General features: G+C 64.8%; 16 protein-coding genes, 1 tRNA gene and 1 pseudogene. 5 read left to right on the forward strand and 13 right to left on the reverse strand.

Going from position 1 to position 16,602, the window contains the following annotated elements:
* Positions 1-22: 22 nt before the first annotated feature.
* Positions 23-1,027 (reverse strand): LuxR family transcriptional regulator, encoded by a 1,005-nt coding sequence (locus tag E2F48_RS08440; protein ID WP_133403575.1) that lies wholly within the window; start codon positions 1,025-1,027, stop codon positions 23-25.
* Positions 1,028-1,293: 266 nt separating this feature from the next.
* Between E2F48_RS08440 and E2F48_RS08445 the strand changes: the two genes are divergently transcribed.
* Positions 1,294-2,139 (forward strand): HpcH/HpaI aldolase/citrate lyase family protein, encoded by an 846-nt coding sequence (locus tag E2F48_RS08445; protein WP_133403576.1) that lies wholly within the window; start codon positions 1,294-1,296, stop codon positions 2,137-2,139.
* A 24-nt stretch (positions 2,140-2,163) separates the two neighbouring features.
* On the opposite strand, the gene E2F48_RS08450 is transcribed toward E2F48_RS08445, so the two are convergent.
* Both E2F48_RS08450 and E2F48_RS08455 read right to left on the reverse strand, forming a co-directional pair.
* Positions 2,164-2,394 carry a zinc-ribbon domain-containing protein gene (locus E2F48_RS08450; protein WP_133403577.1) on the reverse strand — a complete coding sequence of 77 codons (231 nt, stop codon included), beginning with the start codon at positions 2,392-2,394 and terminating at the stop codon, positions 2,164-2,166.
* Positions 2,395-2,558: 164 nt separating this feature from the next.
* Entirely contained in the window at positions 2,559-3,641 is a 1,083-nt protein-coding gene (locus E2F48_RS08455) for a fatty acid desaturase family protein (RefSeq protein ID WP_133403578.1), read from the reverse strand.
* A gap of 411 nt (positions 3,642-4,052) precedes the next feature.
* Here E2F48_RS08455 and E2F48_RS08460 point away from each other — a divergent pair, with 411 nt between their 5' ends.
* Positions 4,053-4,964 (forward strand): SDR family oxidoreductase, encoded by a 912-nt coding sequence (locus E2F48_RS08460; RefSeq protein ID WP_133403579.1) that lies wholly within the window; start codon positions 4,053-4,055, stop codon positions 4,962-4,964.
* A 109-nt stretch (positions 4,965-5,073) separates the two neighbouring features.
* Here the strand turns inward: E2F48_RS08460 and E2F48_RS08465 are convergent, their stop codons facing one another.
* The gene (locus tag E2F48_RS08465) at positions 5,074-5,991 is read right to left on the reverse strand and encodes a hypothetical protein (RefSeq protein ID WP_133403580.1); all 918 of its coding nucleotides are present in this window, start codon (positions 5,989-5,991) and stop codon (positions 5,074-5,076) included.
* Between the two features lie 111 nt (positions 5,992-6,102).
* On the opposite strand from E2F48_RS08465, the gene E2F48_RS08470 reads away from it, so the two are divergent.
* A complete protein-coding gene (locus tag E2F48_RS08470) occupies positions 6,103-6,597 on the forward strand; it encodes a DUF456 domain-containing protein (protein WP_133403581.1) in 495 nt (164 codons plus the stop codon).
* A 141-nt stretch (positions 6,598-6,738) separates the two neighbouring features.
* On the opposite strand, the gene E2F48_RS17305 is transcribed toward E2F48_RS08470, so the two are convergent.
* The 4 genes from E2F48_RS17305 to E2F48_RS08485 form a co-directional block, all read right to left on the reverse strand.
* Positions 6,739-6,879 carry a hypothetical protein gene (locus E2F48_RS17305; RefSeq protein WP_165968725.1) on the reverse strand — a complete coding sequence of 47 codons (141 nt, stop codon included), beginning with the start codon at positions 6,877-6,879 and terminating at the stop codon, positions 6,739-6,741.
* Between the two features lie 55 nt (positions 6,880-6,934).
* On the reverse strand, positions 6,935-8,410 hold the full coding sequence (locus tag E2F48_RS08475; RefSeq protein WP_133403582.1) for a S10 family peptidase: 1,476 nt from the start codon (positions 8,408-8,410) through the stop codon (positions 6,935-6,937).
* Positions 8,411-8,445: 35 nt separating this feature from the next.
* Positions 8,446-9,975, reverse strand: a complete 1,530-nt coding sequence (locus E2F48_RS08480; protein WP_133403583.1) for a DHA2 family efflux MFS transporter permease subunit — start codon at positions 9,973-9,975, stop codon at positions 8,446-8,448.
* Between the two features lie 176 nt (positions 9,976-10,151).
* Positions 10,152-11,372 carry a globin domain-containing protein gene (locus tag E2F48_RS08485; RefSeq protein WP_133403584.1) on the reverse strand — a complete coding sequence of 407 codons (1,221 nt, stop codon included), beginning with the start codon at positions 11,370-11,372 and terminating at the stop codon, positions 10,152-10,154.
* A 263-nt stretch (positions 11,373-11,635) separates the two neighbouring features.
* Here E2F48_RS08485 and E2F48_RS08490 point away from each other — a divergent pair.
* Positions 11,636-11,708 (forward strand) — tRNA-Ala (locus tag E2F48_RS08490).
* Between the two features lie 161 nt (positions 11,709-11,869).
* On the opposite strand, the gene E2F48_RS08495 is transcribed toward E2F48_RS08490, so the two are convergent.
* From E2F48_RS08495 to E2F48_RS08505, 3 genes are read right to left on the reverse strand one after another with little or no spacing between them, the layout of a single operon-like run.
* Complete coding sequence (locus E2F48_RS08495; protein ID WP_133403585.1) at positions 11,870-12,616, reverse strand: tyrosine-type recombinase/integrase; 747 nt, start codon at positions 12,614-12,616, stop codon at positions 11,870-11,872.
* Between the two features lie 5 nt (positions 12,617-12,621).
* On the reverse strand, positions 12,622-13,065 hold the full coding sequence (locus E2F48_RS08500) for a hypothetical protein (protein ID WP_133403586.1): 444 nt from the start codon (positions 13,063-13,065) through the stop codon (positions 12,622-12,624).
* The gene (locus E2F48_RS08505) at positions 13,066-13,281 is read right to left on the reverse strand and encodes a helix-turn-helix transcriptional regulator (protein WP_133403587.1); all 216 of its coding nucleotides are present in this window, start codon (positions 13,279-13,281) and stop codon (positions 13,066-13,068) included.
* Between the two features lie 436 nt (positions 13,282-13,717).
* Between E2F48_RS08505 and E2F48_RS17780 the strand changes: the two genes are divergently transcribed.
* Positions 13,718-13,954: a WYL domain-containing protein gene (locus E2F48_RS17780; RefSeq protein WP_425455771.1), complete on the forward strand. Its 237-nt coding sequence runs from the start codon at positions 13,718-13,720 to the stop codon at positions 13,952-13,954.
* A gap of 330 nt (positions 13,955-14,284) precedes the next feature.
* On the opposite strand, the gene E2F48_RS08515 is transcribed toward E2F48_RS17780, so the two are convergent.
* Both E2F48_RS08515 and E2F48_RS08520 read right to left on the reverse strand, forming a co-directional pair.
* A complete protein-coding gene (locus E2F48_RS08515) occupies positions 14,285-16,108 on the reverse strand; it encodes an ATP-dependent nuclease (protein ID WP_165968726.1) in 1,824 nt (607 codons plus the stop codon).
* Between the two features lie 117 nt (positions 16,109-16,225).
* Positions 16,226-16,597: pseudogene (locus E2F48_RS08520) on the reverse strand (recombinase family protein); the annotation flags it as partial.
* Positions 16,598-16,602 lie beyond the last annotated feature (5 nt).

Below are 16,602 nucleotides of genomic sequence, written 5' to 3' on the forward strand. Positions count from 1 at the left end.
GGTGCTTTGTGTCATCGATCCGTCACAGCCACCCGCGTCGTGCCGCCTCCGCGCCGGCCTGGAACCGGTTGGCGGCTCCCAGTTCCGCCATCAGGTCCTGGCTCCTGCGGCGCAGGGTGCGCGCCGACATACCGAGCTGACGGGCAATAACTTCGTCCTTCAGGCCGGCGCCGATCAGGGTGAGCATCGCATGCTCCTCAGGGGTCGGTGCCCGCTCCGGCCGGCGCCCTGGCGTCTTGAGGTCCCGGGAGAGTGTCCCGGTGGTTTCCCCCACCGGGATGGCGGAGCGCCAGTAGAACTCGAACAGCTGGCAGAGGGCCTCAACCAGCGGGGGAGACTCGGTCACGAGGGCGTCGAAGCGTTCCCCCTCCAGGGTGAGGGACACCATGGCGACCGAGCGGTCGGCAATGGCAAGTTTCAGGGGAAGCTCGGGGGTCGCCCGCGCCTGTTCCCCGCGGGCGACAAGGCGCTGGACCTCCTCCCAGCTGCCTTCATGTTCGAAGCTGGCGGCCGAGTAGATGGCCCGCCACGACACGCCGCGGTCGAGCACCACGGGTTCGAGCGGGTTCGAGGATGCGGACACGTAAGGAGGTCGGTCGAAGGCAAGGAATTCCCTGCCCGCTTGGTGCTGCAGCCGCACGTACCAGGCGGCCAGCGCATCGGCACCACTCAGGACCTGGGTCTGGGGCGCGTCGGCCTGGCTCGAGCGGCCGGCGTCGAACTGGTCCGCCAGCACACCGATGTGATCGCGGATGCGGGCCAGGCCGTCGCTGTGCCGGTCGGTGAGGATCCGCAGGGCGAACCGGGGATCGACCGGCGCGTAGTCGCCGTCCTCGGTGGCCCGCCGGGCGACAAGGCCCATCCCGCGCAGCCTATCGAGGCGGTCCTCGGCCTCCGCATGGGAAATTCCGAGCTGTTCCGCCACCACGGGGACGCTCGCCGCCCCCTGCCGCAGCGCAAGGTGGTAGATGCGTTCGCTGGCCTCGTCGATTCCGAGGAGGTCGAGAACGGTCTCATCCTTAGCCATGCCAGAAAGCCTACCGAGGCCGGACCCGTACCGCCGTAGCCGGGCCAATGATGAACAGCCCCCGGCTCAATTCCCTACGAACCGCAGGAGCCCGTGCCCGTCCGGCCCGGCAGGGCACGGACCCGGTGCGTCCCGGCGAGTTTGCCCGTTCCCGATGCGGGCGCAGCGGCGCCACAACGCCATGACCGCGGACGGCGCGGGTGATTTTCCGGGGGCGGTTCCGTCCCCGTTGGATAATGGGCCGTCCCCCTCAGTAGTGTTTCCCTATGGCCTCCCTTCGAAACAGCCGCGCCGCCGCGCTCCCAGCCAAACTTTCCCGATCCTGGCTGCTGGCTTCAGCGGCCTCGGAGGCCAACTTCGCCCCGGCGCTTGCCTCCGAGGCGGACTCCGTCATTTTCGATATGGAGGATGCGGTGCCCGCCGATTCGAAGGTTGAGGCGCGGGAGAGGGTCGTTCAGGCGCTCTCCAGCGGCATGACTGCGTGGGTGCGCGTCAACGGGATCGAAACCGACTATTGGGCCGATGATCTCGCGGCACTCTCCGGGCTCCCGGGGCTGCGTGGGGTCATGCTCGCCATGACGGAAAAGCCCGAGCAGGTGACCCATACCGCGATGCGCCTCAAGGCCGGAACCCCGGTCCTGGCCCTGGTGGAATCGGCGCTCGGCATCGAAAACGCCACGGCCATCGCGAGTGCTCCGGGAACGTTCCGACTGGCCTTTGGTGTCGGCGACTTCCGCCGGGACACCGGCGCGTCGGACGACCCCATGGCTCTGGCCTATGCGCGGTCGAAGCTCGTCGTCGCGTCCCGCGTCGGCCAGCTTCCGGGCCCCATTGACGGCCCCACCGTGGGGGCGCTCGGTGATGAGCTGCTTCAGGCGAGCAGGGTCACAGCCTCAATGGGGATGACCGGCAAACTGTGCCTCTCACCCGACGCGACCGACACGATCAATAGGGCGCTTTCCCCGAGTGAATCGGAGATCCAGTGGGCCGTGGAGCTGCTCAGCGCCCATGCCGCCGGCGCCGTAGTGGGAGATGGCTCCTACCTCCCGCGGCTGGCGCGGGCGCAGAAGATCTCCTCGCTCGCCGACTCCTACGGACTCTGGAACGCCTGAGCCGGTAGGTCTCCGGCCGGCGTCTTAGACTGCCATGGCCCGCTGCTGTTGCGCGCTGAGCGGCGAGGCACCTCCGCAGTTGGTGCACACCAGAAGACGGCTCTTGCGCACTGTCAGCAGCGGGATGAAGAACACCGTGAACTTCGTGGCCCGCTGAATAACCTGCTGCGGAGCGAAGCGCCCGCAGAAGTGGCAGCTGGCTGAGCGGGAGAACAGGACGCGCTCCCGGGAGGTAAGGCCGAACAGGAAAAACATTGTGCTCCTTCGATGGCGCGGAGTTGGTCCAAGGGGTCAACGCTACCCGCAGTCCGAACGAAATAGGAAGCATGCTGATTATTTGACTTGCCGCCGCCCGTCCGGGTGCCTTAACCCAAAACGTCCCGCACCGGGGGGTGCGGGACGCCCTTGGAAGGCAGAGGCTACTGCCGGCGGTACTTGTTGACCATGGGGCAGTCGAAGGGGTCGCGGGCGGCGAGGCCGACCCGGTTGAGGTAGGACACCACGGCGGCGTAGGAGGCTCCGACGCCGACTTCGGTGTAGGGGACCTTGAGACGTTCGCAGTGCTCGCGCACGATCACCGCGGCCCGGCGCAGGTGCGGGCGGGGCATGTCGGGGAAGAGGTGGTGTTCGATCTGGAAGTTCAGGCCGCCGAAGGCGTTGTTCACGAACGCTCCGCCGCGGATATTGCGCGAGGTCAGGACCTGCTTCTGGAAGAAGTCGAGCTTGCTGTCCTCGGGCACGATCGGCATGCCCTTGTGGTTCGGGGCGAACGAGGCGCCCATGTAGACGCCGAACACGGCCAGCTGCACGCCGAGGAAGGCGAAGGCCATGCCCACGGGCAGGAACCAGAAGAGGATGCCCAGGTAGGCGGTGAAGCGCACCGCGAGCAGGGTCAGTTCGACCCAGCGGCCGGTGACGGTGCCGCGGCGGAACAGGGTTCCGAAGGAGCGGGCGTGCAGGTTCAGGCCCTCCAGGGTGAGCAGGGGGAAGAACAGGTAGCCCTGGCGGCGGGTGATCCAGGCCTGCAGGCCCCGGGCCTTGGCGGCGTCCTCCTCGAGGAAGGAGATGGTGTCGACCTCGATGTCGGGGTCCTTGCCGCGGGTGTTGGGGTCGTTGTGGTGGCGGGTGTGCTTATCGATCCACCAGGCGTAGCTGATGCCGACCACGCCGGCGGCGAGCACCCTCCCGGACCAGTCGTTGGCGCCGCGGGTCTTGAAGATCTGGCGGTGGGAGGCCTCGTGGGCCAGGAACGCGGTCTGGGTCAGGACCACTCCGAGCGCCGCGGCGATCAGCAGCTGGAACCAGGTGTCGCCCAGCAGGGCGAAGCCGGTCCAGGCCGCGCCCATGGCCAGGGCCAGCAGGGCGAACACCGAGACGTAGAAGCGCCGGCGCCGGGTCAGCAGGCCCTCCTTGCGGACCTGCTTCAACAGGACCGAATAGGACGCAACAACGTCATTGGGCTTGGCGATCCGGACTTTGCGGCCGGCGGCTGTGACGCTCATAAATATCCCTGGGGTTGGGGCGGCTTCCCAGCCATCGACTGAGGCAAGCCCCACAGATTCCTCCACTGTACGCGTACTCCCTGTGAATAGCGTGTGCCATTTCACTCTGGTTGCTTTCGTCACACGCCCCTGCTATACGCGCCTTCCGGCCGGACCGGTTCCCGGCGGAGGCCTCCGCACTAGACTGGGTGTTATGCGCGCCATTGCCAAGTACCGCACCCCCATCGTCTGGCTCCTCGTCGTGGCCCTGATCCTCAGCGTGGGTGCAGGGTTCTTTTCCGCCGTCTTCTGAGCCTCCTTGTCTCCCTCCCGCCGGGCGGCCTAAGGTAATAAGCAGGCTTAGCTTTTGGCGAAGGCCTTCGTCCGGGTCGCCTCGGAGGCCCGGAAATTAACCGGCAACGGAGGAAAAAAATGAATCCACAGTCTGCAACCAGCGACCAGTACACGTTCCAGAACCCCGTGACGCGGTTCGAAAGCATCGCTCCGCCGAAGCAGGACCAGCCGGAGCCCGGACTGGACCGGGATCTCGCGCCCCACGCGGACCGCGGGGAGACCTCCTACCGCGGCACCGGCCGGCTCGAGGGCCGCAAGGCCCTGATTACCGGGGCGGACTCCGGAATCGGTGCCGCCGTCGCCATCGCCTTCGCGCGGGAGGGCGCTGACGTCGCCATCGGCTACCTGCCGGAGGAGGAGCCGGACGCCGACACCGTGATCCGGCTGATCGAGGAGAGCGGGCGCAGGGGAGTGAAGCTCCCTGGTGACGTCAAGGACCCTGACTTCTGCCGTTCCATGGTGCAGCAGGCCGCCGAACAGCTGGGCGGCCTCGACATCCTCGTGAACAACGCGGCCAAGCAGGTGGCGGTCGAGTCCCTCGAGGAATTGACGGACGAGCAGCTCGAGCACACGTATAAGACGAACATCCAGTCGTTCTTTTGGATCACGCGCGAGGCCCTCAAGTTCCTTCCGCCGGGCTCCTCGATCGTCAACAGCACTTCGATCCAGGCCTACGAGCCCTCCCCGACGCTGATCGACTACGCCAGCACCAAGGCCGCGATCAATAACTTCACCAAGGGCATGGCCCAGCAGCTCGCGCCCAAGGGCATCCGGGTCAACGCCGTGGCCCCGGGCCCTATCTGGACGCCGCTGCAGGTCTCCGACGGCCAGCCCAAGGAGGCCCTGCCGGAGTTCGGGAAGAGCACGCCCCTGGGTCGGGCGGGCCAGCCCACCGAGCTGGCGCCGGCGTATGTCTTCCTGGCCTCCGCGGAGTCAAGCTTCGTCCTGGGGGAGACCCTCAACGTCAACGGCGGGATGCCCTCGCCCTGAGCGCCCAGCCGTGCTGAGCACCCAGCGGTATGAGGCACACAAAAGCCCCGGGTTCCTTGGATCCCGGGGCTTTGTGCTGCTGCACCCGGCCGAAGCCGGTCCTGACGGCCTAGTTGCGGCCGAGTTCGTCGTAGTCCGCGCGGTCAATCCGGCGGTGGTAGCGCATCCCGGCGAGGCCGCCGAGGATTGCGCCGATCAGTGCCGCAAGGGCGGCAACCACGACGGAGATGACTCCGGCGGTGGTCAGGTCGCCCTCGTTGATCGGCAGCCGCGGGAAGCTGTTGAGGTTGGCGAGGATGTCGAACTGGCTGCCGGCGATGACGCCGAGGATGGCCACGATGACGGCGATGATGAGGGCCCACAGCCACACCGCAATGCCCTGCTTGGCTCCGTCGAATCTTGCCATCCGCCCGGCGACGTATCCGCCGGCGAAGTAGGAGACCAGCAGCAGCACCAGCAGCACGATGGCGGAGGTGACTCCTACCGTCTGGGCGTCCTGAGATGCCTGGTCGGCGGCCTCATTGAGGTTGGTGTTCGTCGAAAGGCTGAAAACGGCGCCGGCCGCCGCGAGCAGGGCGGTCAGCAGCACCGCCATACCGGTGGCCGTCAGCCAGCCGAAAAAGGCGGAGCCGAACTTCATGCCGCCGAACTCTTCCTTTTCCCGCTGGTGGAGGGCGCGGCGGTCGGCGGCGGCCGGGATGGCGTCGTCAGCCACTGAGTGGCGGTCGTTGCGGTTGCGCTGCGGATCCTCGTCGGGATCCAGCGAGTGGGACCCGGAGTCCTTGGTCGCGCTGACGGGGACAGCGCGGGTGTGCGCCCGGGTGGCGGTGTCATCGGCCCCGGTGTCGCCGACCCGGTGTGCGCGGGTGTGCTCGCGGGTGGCGGTGTCATCGGATGGTGCCTCGCCGACGCTGCTCGCGCCGGAGTGCTGCGTGTCGTTCCCGGGGGTGTGCGCTCCCTGCCCTTGGTCGGTGCCGCGGGGGCGCCGCAGAGCTCCGTCGGTGTCCCCTGTTCCTGGCGTACTCATGCGTCCTCCTGTTGCAAAACCGAATTTTACTCAGTCACCTTAGTATCGCAGGCCGCGCTGTGGAACTCTACGGTGTCGGGGCGCGCCGGTCCCGGGTGGGAGACTGGGCGCATGGACTTCCAGGTATTGATGACGGTAGTGAGCGGACTGCTCATTGCGGTGGGGACTGCCGGCGTTGTGGTTCCGGTGCTGCCCGGCAGCGTGCTGATCGTTGGATCGCTGCTGCTGTGGGCCTTCGCCGTCGAAAGCGCCGTGGGATGGGTGGTCTTCGTCCTGGGATCCCTGTTCGCCGTGGCCGGTCTGCTCTCCGGCCTGGTTCTGACCGGAAGGACCCTGAAACGCCAGCAGATTCCGGGCCGCTCGGTGACGATCGGGCTGATCATCGGCGTGGTGGGGATGTTCGCCGTCCCGGTGGTGGGGCTGTTCCTGGGCTTCGCACTGGGGCTGTTCGCCAGTGAATACCAGCGGCAGCGCAACGCCCGGTCCGCCCTGTCTTCAAGCCTTCAGGCCCTGAAGGCCACCGGGCTGGGCATCCTGGCCGAGCTCGGATTCGCCTTCGCCGCCGGCACCACCTGGATCCTCGGCGTCTGGGTGCACTTCGCCTGAGTCCGGCGCTCAACCCACCCGATAACGCCCAAGGCACCCGACAGCGCCCAAGGGGCCTGATAACGACAAACGCACCCGATAATTCGGGTGCGTTTGTCGTTATCGGGTGCCTTGGCTGCCTGGAGCGGCCAGAAGCCGTGGCTACCTGCCGAAATTCTTCCCGTAGCGGGTCTTGTCGGCGCGGTTGTACGAGCCGGGGCGGCGGCTCTGCGCGCCGCCGCGCTTCTGCATCACCTTGGAGACAACAATCGGGGCCAGCGCCCAGAGGATTCGCTTGAGCATGACGGTTTGTCCTTTCGTCCGGAGCCGGAATCGGCATCGATACTAATCCTACTGACTAATCGTCCGTCGAGGGACCGTTCGTCACGAAATCCCGCAGTGCCGCCAGCTGCGTCCGGCGCACCTCCGGGTTCAGGTACATCATGTGGCCGGCTTCGTGGAAGTGGTGGGAGAAGCGCGCCTTCGCCTGGTCGCTGACGGCCATGTGCGCCCAGACGTATTCGGCGGCGAAGTGCGGGGTGGCGCCGTCGTAGTAGCCGTAATCGACGTGCACGCGGAGGGCGGGGTTGTGGACGAGGAGGCGTTCGAGCACGTTCGAGACATCCACGGGCGCCCCCTCGAAGGTGCGGTAGCTCCAGGGCTGCACCCTGGCGGTGAGGATCTCGTAGGGGAGGTCGTTCTCATAGCCCAGTTCGGCGCGCACGTAGTGGTTCATCGCCGCCGCGAAGGGCCCGGTGATCGCCCGCATGCTTGGATCGTCCCAGGAGTCCGAGTTCTGGAGGTTTTCCGGAGGGGCGGTGAACCTGCCATCAATCCGGCCGACGGCCAGGCCTTCCCCGCGCAGCAGTTCGGCAGCGAACTCGGAGTAGTCCCAGCGCAGGTTGGTGCGCCGGATGAATCCCTCATCGAGGGTGGTGAGGGCGCTCAGGCGGGCGACGACATCGTCATACTCGGCCGGGGTGAGCCGGTTGCCCTGGGTGAGGGCGTAGCCGAAGTCCGCGGCGGCGAACTGCTCCGCGTCCCGCACCACCTCGGCCAGGTCCCGCCCGCCGTGTCGGCCATGGAAGTGGGCGATGGCGGCGTAGGTGGGAAGGTGGAGGGCGTAGGGCAGGTCGCTGCCCGGGAAGAAGCGCAGGGTCGACATATTGAGCACCGTGGAAATCAGGCCAAGGCCGTTCACCGCCATCCCATAGGCGTCGAACAGGCGGCCGGCGACGGCGACCGCACGCAGCGTGCCGTAGGACTCGCCGACGAGGTACTTGGGCGACAGCCAGCGGTTGTTGCGGGTTGTCCAGAGGCGGATCACCTCGGCGACGAGGTCCCGGTCCTCGATGAAGGCGTGGAATTCGTCGGTCTTCTCCCCCTCCACGACGCGCGAGAAGCCGGTGTTGACCGGGTCGATCATCACGAGGTCACTGGTTTCGAGCAGGGATCCGGGGTTGTCGACCAGCCCGAAGGGGGCGGGGGTCATCGCTCCGACGTCACCGGCGTCCACCAGCCGCGGCCCGAGCAGGCCCAGATGGAGCCACACCGAGGAGGACCCCGGCCCGCCGTTGAAGGCGAAGGTCACCGGCCGCCCGGGCTCGCCGTCGTCCTTGGTGTAGGCAGCCACGAAGATTTCGGCCTTGGGACGGAAGCCGTCGGCCCTGCCGTCCTTGGTTTCCTCCCGGCGCAGCACGAGCCGTCCGGTGGTCGTCGTGTACTTCAGGCCCGACGGCGAAGTATGGCCGCGTGAGACGAAGTCGTCGCTGACGTCCTTCGATTCGGTGGGCGGGTCGGCGGGAGTCGGGGTTCCTGTCGGGTCATCAGCCATGGCACGAGCCTAGCCGTCGTTGATTCAGGCAACCACTAGGAGTCCACAGGTTGGGCGGGACGCCGGGCGGCCTTGGGCGCCTCGCCCGTCCAGACGGTGCCCTGGTGCGGCCGCGCGTAGAACAGCGCCGCCGCCAGGCCGATGAGGATGACCGTGGCCGGCAGGTAGAGGGCCTGCCCCATGGAGAGCGCATAGCCGGCCTGGGCCGCCTCGGGCAGGGCCGACCCGGCGCCCGCGGATCCGCCGGCGAGGTTGGCGCTGAGCCGGGCCTGCATCATCGCCGCGATGGCGGAGCTGCCGAGGACCGCGCCGACCTGCCGCGTGGTGTTGTACACACCCGAGCCGGCCCCGGCCAGTGACGGGTCCAGGTTGCGGGTGGCGGTGAGGGAGACCGGGGCCCAGATGCCGGCGCTTGAGAGTCCGAGAAGCGAGACCGGAAGCAGGATCAGCCACAGGGGGACATCCGGGGTGAGGATCGCTCCCAGCCAGAACAGGGCGGCCGACATCCCGGCAAAGCCGAGCACCGCCATCAGGCGGGGGTTGTTGCGCTGGACAAACCTGCCCACAAACGGCGCCAGGACACCGGACACGACGGCCATCGGAGTGAGCAGAAGGGCCGCCTGCGTCGGGCTGAGCCCCCGCACGTTCTGGGCGTAGAGCATCAGGGGCAGGGCCATGGTGGTGATCGAGAAGCCCATGGCGGTGATCGAGGTGTTCGCGAGGGAGAAGTTGCGGTCCCGGAACAGCCGCAGCGGAAGCAGCGGTTCCGCCCGGTTGAGGCGCTGCCACAGCACGAAGGCGGTGAGGAGGACCAGCCCGGCGATGATCAGGGACCACACGGTCACCGGCCCGGCGATGGTGCCCCAACCGTACGATTCCCCCTCCTGGATGCCGAAGACGAGGCAGAACATCCCCGCCGCACTGAGCAGCACGCCGAGGAGGTCGAAGCGGTGGCTGTTCGTTTTCAGTCGTGGCACGAGCCGGTAGGCCAGAATGAATCCGATCACTCCCACCGGGAGGTTGATGAAGAAGATCCATTCCCACCCCAGGCTGTCCACCAGGACACCGCCGAGGACCGGGCCGACGAGGGTGGCCACGCCGGCCACCGATCCCCACAGTCCCATGGCGGTGCCGCGCCGTTCCGGCGGGAAGATGCGGGTGATCACCGACATGGTCTGGGGGGTCATGAAGGCGGCCCCCAGGCCCTGGAGGACGCGGGCAAGAATAAGGGTTCCGACCGAATCGGCAAGCCCGCACCAGGCGCTGGAAAGGGTGAAGACCACGAGCCCCACGAGATAGATCCGGCGCGGCCCGAAGCGGTCACCCAGCCTGCCGGTGATGAGCAGCGGTACGGCGAACGCCAGCAGGTAGGCGCTGGTGACCCAGATGACCTCGTCCAGGGAGGCGCCAAGGCCCTCCATGATGGCCGGGGTCGCCACCGATACGATCGTCGAGTCGACGAGGATCATGAAAAACCCGATGACGAGGGACCACAGGGCGGGCCAGGGCCGGATGTCCCCGCCCTCGGAAGTCGGCTGGGCGGTTACCGGTTCGTCGCGGGGCATGGTTCACAGGTTACTCCTGTGCGCCGACGAAACCCGCGCTGATACCCGGGCCACCGGCCGTAGGGGGCCCGGCTCCGGTCGGTCGACCGGGCCGGGCCCGCCGGACCTCCGCTCGTCCCTTTGTTCCGTCCCGGGCGGGGTGCGGCGCCCCACCGCACCCCGGGGCTTCGGCCCGGTTATGCCGCCTGGGCTACGTCGTCGGCGATCCAGAGGTCAGGGCCGAAAACCTCGTAGTGGATGTCCCGCGGCGAGACCCCGCGCCGCAGCAGCGAGGTGCGGATGCCCTGCATGAAGGGCAGCGGGCCGCAGAGGAAGTATTCGGCCCCCTCGGGAAGGGCGATCGGATCGATGTTCATGCGCCCCGGCCGGCGGTCATGGCTTCCGCCCCTGAAGGCGCCGCTGGTCGAGTCCCATGCCACGAACCGGGCGGAGGGGACTCCGGCCAGGTCTTCCTGGATCTGGCGCTGGAGGATGGCGGGGCCCGGGTTCCGGTCGACATGGAGGAAGGTGACGCTGCGCTGGCTCCCGGTGCGGGCCAGGTGGGACAGCATGCCGGCGTGCGGGGTGATGCCGACGCCGGCGCTGGCAAGGACGAGCGGCCGGTCGGAGGGCCGCAGCACCACTTCCCCGAACGGGGCGGAGACCTGTACGCGGTCGCCGAGGTGGAAGCGGTCGTGGAGGGCGGCCGACACCTCCCCCTGGGGGCCCGTTGCGGGGCGTTCGCGCTTGACGGTGATCTGCCTGGTGCTCCCGTCGTCGGCCCGGGACAGGCTGTACTGCCGGGGCTGGAGGAGCCCGTCCTGCATGGGGATCCGCACCGAGACATACTGGCCCGGCAGCGAGGCCGCGGCGGCGGCGCCGTCGGCCGGTTCAAGCACCAGCGTGACGACACCTTCGGTCTCGGCGGTCTTCCGGGTGATCGTCCACTCGCGCCAGACCTCCGTGCTGGCAAGGCCGGCGGTCCGGTAGAGGTCCCGTTCCTGGTTGATCAGGACGTTGGCCATGAGCCAGTACACCTCGTCCCACGCCGCCGCGACGTCGGCCGTCACCGCCGCGCCCAGGACGTCGACGATGGCCCACATCAGGTGCTCGTGTACGAGCCCGTACTGCTCCGGGCGGACTCCCAGGGAGGCGTGCTTATGTGAGATGCGCGCCAGCAGTTGGTCGGGCAGCTCGTCCGCCTTGTTCAGCAGATGCCCGGCGAAGGCGGCAATTGAGCCTGCGAGGGCCTCCTGTTGGCGGCCGCCGGCCTGGTTTCCCCGGTTGAAGACGCCGTCGAGCAGCTCCGGGTGTGCTTCGAACAGGTGAGTGTAGAACCGTTGGGTGATCTCTCCGAGATTTTCGCCGACCACGGGAAGCGTGGCAGCGATCACGGGGCGAGACTGATCGGACAACATTGGTGTTTTTCCTTCGACGCAAATGATGGACCGCAGAGGTCCTTGGGGCCGGGCGGGAGCGGCGCGGAGGCGTCGGCTGGCGCGGGGACTGGTCCCACTCTAGTAAATTTCTACAGCCTGTAGAAATTGAATGGTCTCCCTCACGTGCGCCTCCCGAAGGACCCACCCGCCAGCACCGGCCGTCGGAGCCGGGAGCGGGCACCGCGGGTGCTTCCGGGCCGGCTTTGAGCAAACCGGGAACTATTCGCTAGAGTGAGGGGGTCGGGGCTTTAGCTCAGTTGGTAGAGCGTTTCGTTCGCAATGAAAAGGTCAGGGGTTCGATTCCCCTAAGCTCCACTGCAAAGGCCCTTTGGCCTGCGGAAACGTCGGGACGAAGGGCTTTTCTCCTGGCCCGCGGAGGCTCAACCACACGGAAACCACACGCTTTCGTCGACGTTGGGTTGGGCCGGTGGCGTTGAGTTCCGTCCGTCCCGAACTTTCGTTGTGGTAGCTGCCATTCACATAGACATATGTTCCGGACCGGGTGGTGACTCCGTGCCGAACTTTTGGAGGGTCGCCGTGAGGTCCGGTGACTCGGTCGCCTTGGCGATGTAGTGCTTCTCTGTGATTGCCGTCCCGGAATGACCCAGTTGGGCGGCGGCTTGCCTGGAGCCGTACTCCTGGTTGATGAGAGTGGCAACTGATTTACGGAAGACATGCGGAGTGACCCATTCGTAGGGCGATCCCGCGCGGGCGTCCCGCCATTGCCTGCGGAAGTTGTGGGGACTGCGCACTGTCCCCGTGGAGGACGGAAACAGCATGTCTTCGGGTTTGGGCTGATCGGCCGAATACCTGCGTTGGAGTGTTTGCACGGCAAAGGGCGGCATCCTCATGGTGCGGAAGCCCGCTTTTGTCTTCGGATGGTCTTGCCGGTAGGCGCCGCGGCCTTTCTCCATGACGACGGTTCCCGAGATGGTAATGGTGGGCGGTTCCGCTTGGAGATCCACGTCCTGCCAACGGATGGCCAGGACCTCACCAATTCGGGCGCCCGTGGCAAGGAAGATATCGAGAACGTCCAGTAGGTCTGCCGCGCGTGGCCGCCCCTGGTGGGCGGGGTCCTTTTGCCACGCGGCAATGACAGTCCGGAGCTTCCGAACGTCTTCGACGGACAGTGCCTTGACGTCTTTCCTGGCGATTTTAATGGGTCCGACATCCCGGACTGGATTACTGCGCAGGGCATCGTGCCGGAGCGCGAGACCGATCATGCCGGTCAGAACGATTTTGGATGACGTGCGGTGGCAGGGTGGTCTGCGGCGACGTTTTTGAGGAACCGGTCGATACGGCCGGTGCTCAGCTCGTGCAGCCGGAGCCCGGCCAGTGCGGGTTCGATGACACGCCTGTAGGTGTCACGGTGGCCATCGATGGTCCTTCGGCCCGCGCGACCATTGTTTTCAATCTCTTCGAACCACAGATCGCTGAGCTCGGATAGCCGAGTGGTTTTGGAAATTTCACTTGAGGTAGGGGCTCGCCGATCTTGGAATGAAGTGACAAGGGTCCGCTCGGCGGCGGCTCCGCTGGTTCCCCAGGCTTCGGCGGTGCGGGTGACGCCGTCGGTGTCGCGGTATCTTGTCGTCGCACGCCAGCGGCCATTCGGGTGTTTTTTCCGGCTGATCTTCCCCCATGTTCCGAGCGGTAGAGGAGGCCTGGGTGACATTTAGGCTTCCAATCGAGAAGACAGCCAGGAGTCGTAGTCGGTGCGGCTGATTCGGAGATGCCTTCCGATCCGATACGCGCGGGGGCCGAGGTGTTTGACCCGCCACTGGTAAAACGTCTGCTCTGGAATCTGTAGCTGGGTGCAAATGTCCTTCGGGGTCAGCCACTGATCGTCGGCAGCTTCCACAGTGCTGCTGCTTTCTGGGGTGGTCGTCATGAAATTCTTTCCGTCGTAGTTGCCGGCCCAAGGGCAGGGTCTGTTCCCCGTTCATGGGAGCAGGGTGTCGGGACGGCATGACGGACACTTGAAAGGTTGACGCCAGCGGCGCCACCGGGGCCCTGCACGTGCTCGGGAAGAGTGCATATCAAACGTGCCATATGACTGGGCGTGAGTCGGCACTCACGGCGATTGCCTTGGATGCCAGAGGTGTGAGGTGGTTGGTGCGTTCGTGGACGGGCTTCGAACGAGATCGCTCCGTGGAGCTGGTGGTGGCGGACTTCAGGTCTAGCCAACCTTTGTCGGGATCTTCACTGAAGGGGCTGCCACGTCCAAGTTTGGCGGCATATGCGCTATGTCGGCGTCTCGTCGAGCGCCGAACCTTAAGATTCGTTATGTCTGGCACACTACGTAGATGACGCCGATGGAAATCTTGATGAAAGAAGCCCGTGCTCAAAGGACGGTACTCATAACCGCCGCTGAATCAGATGGATCCGTAGAAACGCGCGAGATTGAGCCATACAGTCTCCGCCCTGGGAAGCAGGGTGCTGAGCAGCGGCTCTTCGGTTGGTGCATGACGCGAAACGCAATAAGAAGCTGGAGCATCTCAAACATTCAGAAATCCGAGCCGACGGGGAACGACTTCAGCCCTCGTTGGCCCATCGAATTCTAGGGCTGCCGGTGCCTGCACGAGGGGGTAATGGGTGAACCATGCCCATAGCCCGAATCGAGCTATGCAATAACGTCGGTGCCTGATGTAAGACTGTCAGTTCTCGATGCAGGAGGGAAGGTTAGCCATGGATGCAATGCGGACGCGGGTACGTCACAACACGGCCCCCTCGCCCAACGGCTGTAGGCGATGTGGACATGAATTGCGCGCGCACGGTTTCCAGTTCTGTCGGGCAACGGGGTTGCATCCTTGGGAGCCACCGACTGACAAGCAGCGCAAGGCCCGGATGCTAGCCCGAGCACGGCTGCTTAGCTCCTAAGGCGCGTCGAGTTGCTACGCCGCCCTGCTCAGTAACTCATCGAAGACGGCCCGGAGGTCTTCCGGGACGTCTTCGGGCGTAGTGAGGCTCATGGCCATTTCCATAGTGAGTTGCTGCTTTCGCATAGGGCCGGACAAGCTTTCCGTCTTGAACATGGACAGCAATTCATCACTGAATTTTCTCGACTTCCTCAGAACGCTGATGTCTTTCTCAACCCACGGCCTCTCGTCAGCACGCGGCCATTTTGAGTTAGCAACGTTGGCCCACTGGGCATCAGAAAAGATGTCTTCAAATTCTTTGGGGTTGCCAATGTACAGCGCGTGCTTATTCGGATCGAGCCCCTTCGCTTCGAGGCGTTTGTCTGACAAAGCGTTCTTGCCTGCAGTCTTCGAATCGGCGTCAATGACGAAAGCAACTTCGCGGTCGTGCTGGACTAGGAACTTTGCGAAGTCAGTCGCCCCCTCATTGTTGCGGCAGGCCCACAGCGCGATTCCGCACGATTCCAGATGCCTTCCCATGGACAATTTGAATAGAACGGGGAAAGCGCCCTGTTCGGATACTCCTTCTACCCCGACGAACAATCGCTCGTGAAGAAGTACAGTGTTTCTCAGCCCAAGGGAAGCCGCGACTGATCCTAAATGTCGACCAACATCGGATTCATCGGCAAGCCGGTCGATCACCGTTCGGTGTCCTTCGTGTCTTACATGTACGACGTCGCTGATGTCGACACCATCGATGAGGTTCATTGAGTGGGTTGCAATGACCATCTGGATATTCGGGAGTTCGCATTGCTCGCGGAAGAGCCTCATCAGGTCTCGTTGATGTGCATAATCGAGGTGTGTATCAGGCTCGTCGTAAAGAAGAACGACGTTTCCGACACCGGGTCCAGCGAGCAAACCCCGCGTGTACTCCCACACAGCCAGGGCGACGCGTCGGGCTCTCCCGGCCCCCGCTTCGCCAAGCCTTACACCTTCTCCTTCTCTAGCCGTCACGCTGACCTGAGTTGCTTTAAGGCCAGAAGTGAAGCTGACTTCCGGAACGATGGTGACTTGGCCGATGTCAGTGCATCTGTCCATAATGTGCTGGCGAATCTGAGCTGCGTCCTTGGCGAGCTTTTCCTGTAGCTCGACTTCGAGCGTGCCGAGCTTACCCTTTAGGTCCGGTTGACCGGCGTGAGCTTCGTATGCAGCTTGCAATGCGGCTTTAATTGTCTGCTCAGCGTCATTCTGACCGGCCTGATCGAAGCTCAGGACTTTGGGAAGTGCCTTGACTAGGGATGCCGGGACTGGTTCCCACTGCCATAACTTTTCAGCAAGCTCAGCGGCCGTCTCAAGTGACTTCAGTAGGAATGGTTTTGTTTTGCCCTCTGGGTCTAACCCAAGTTCAGCGACAAGGTCCTTCAGGCCATCGACTTTCAGGGTTGAGAAAGCTCGGAGTCGGGAGTCAAGGGGGACTTCGCAGAACCTCTCGTAGACTGCGGGTCCATCGGTTTGAAAGCGTCGTCGGATTTGAATAGTTGCTGGAAGACTTAGCTCTACTTGTTCCTCTGCATCAAGTAAAAACTGCCCTTCGACGCACGTAAGCGGGACCCTGTTGGTCGGCCGGACTGAAGATTCCTTGCCCGCCTCGTTTTCGTTGGGCGATGCATCTTCCTCAGAGAGGTAGGTTCTATCTCTGTCATTCGAAGGATAGGCGTTCAGCAAGAAACGAACAGCGTCGAGAGAAGCCGACTTTCCCGCATCGTTGTGACCTGTCAGAAGGGTCGGGGCGCCGATTTTTAGATGTTCCAGGCTCTCGATCGAACGAAACCCGGTGATGGAAATATGCTCAAGCCGCACGCCTGCCTCCTGTGTAGGTTCCAAGCTTGTCCGAAAATAGTTCGTCTACTCGGAGGCTCACTCGGCACGTCGCGAGAAAATTTAGCTTTCGCTACCGGAATTGCCCTTTCATGCTTCCTAAGGTGCGTAAGGTGTCTGCTGCCGGATTGGGTACACCGTGGGTCTGGCGACCTTGAACGGCTCCGCTATCTCGGTGATGGCGTGCCCTATGCAGGGACATGAGGTGGGCTCCTTGAAACTTTTGGGTTTGGGTTGTTGGCCGCGCGGTCTGCCTTTAGCTTTGGTGACCTGCAGGCGGGTGTGGGCACGGATGAGGTCGGACTCGAATTCGGGGACGATGGGCAAGGCGTTGAATAGCAGCCGGCCAACGGGGCCGGTGGAGTCCTGCACGCTGGCCTCCATGCTGAGTTTGACCATCTGCTTGGTCAGGTCCTCGATGATGTCAAGGACATCAGGTAGTGATCTCTCGAATCGGTCGATTTTCGTGAGTGCAA

It is taken from the genome of Arthrobacter crusticola, from assembly GCF_004357995.1.
Classification (GTDB): domain Bacteria; phylum Actinomycetota; class Actinomycetes; order Actinomycetales; family Micrococcaceae; genus Arthrobacter_D; species Arthrobacter_D crusticola.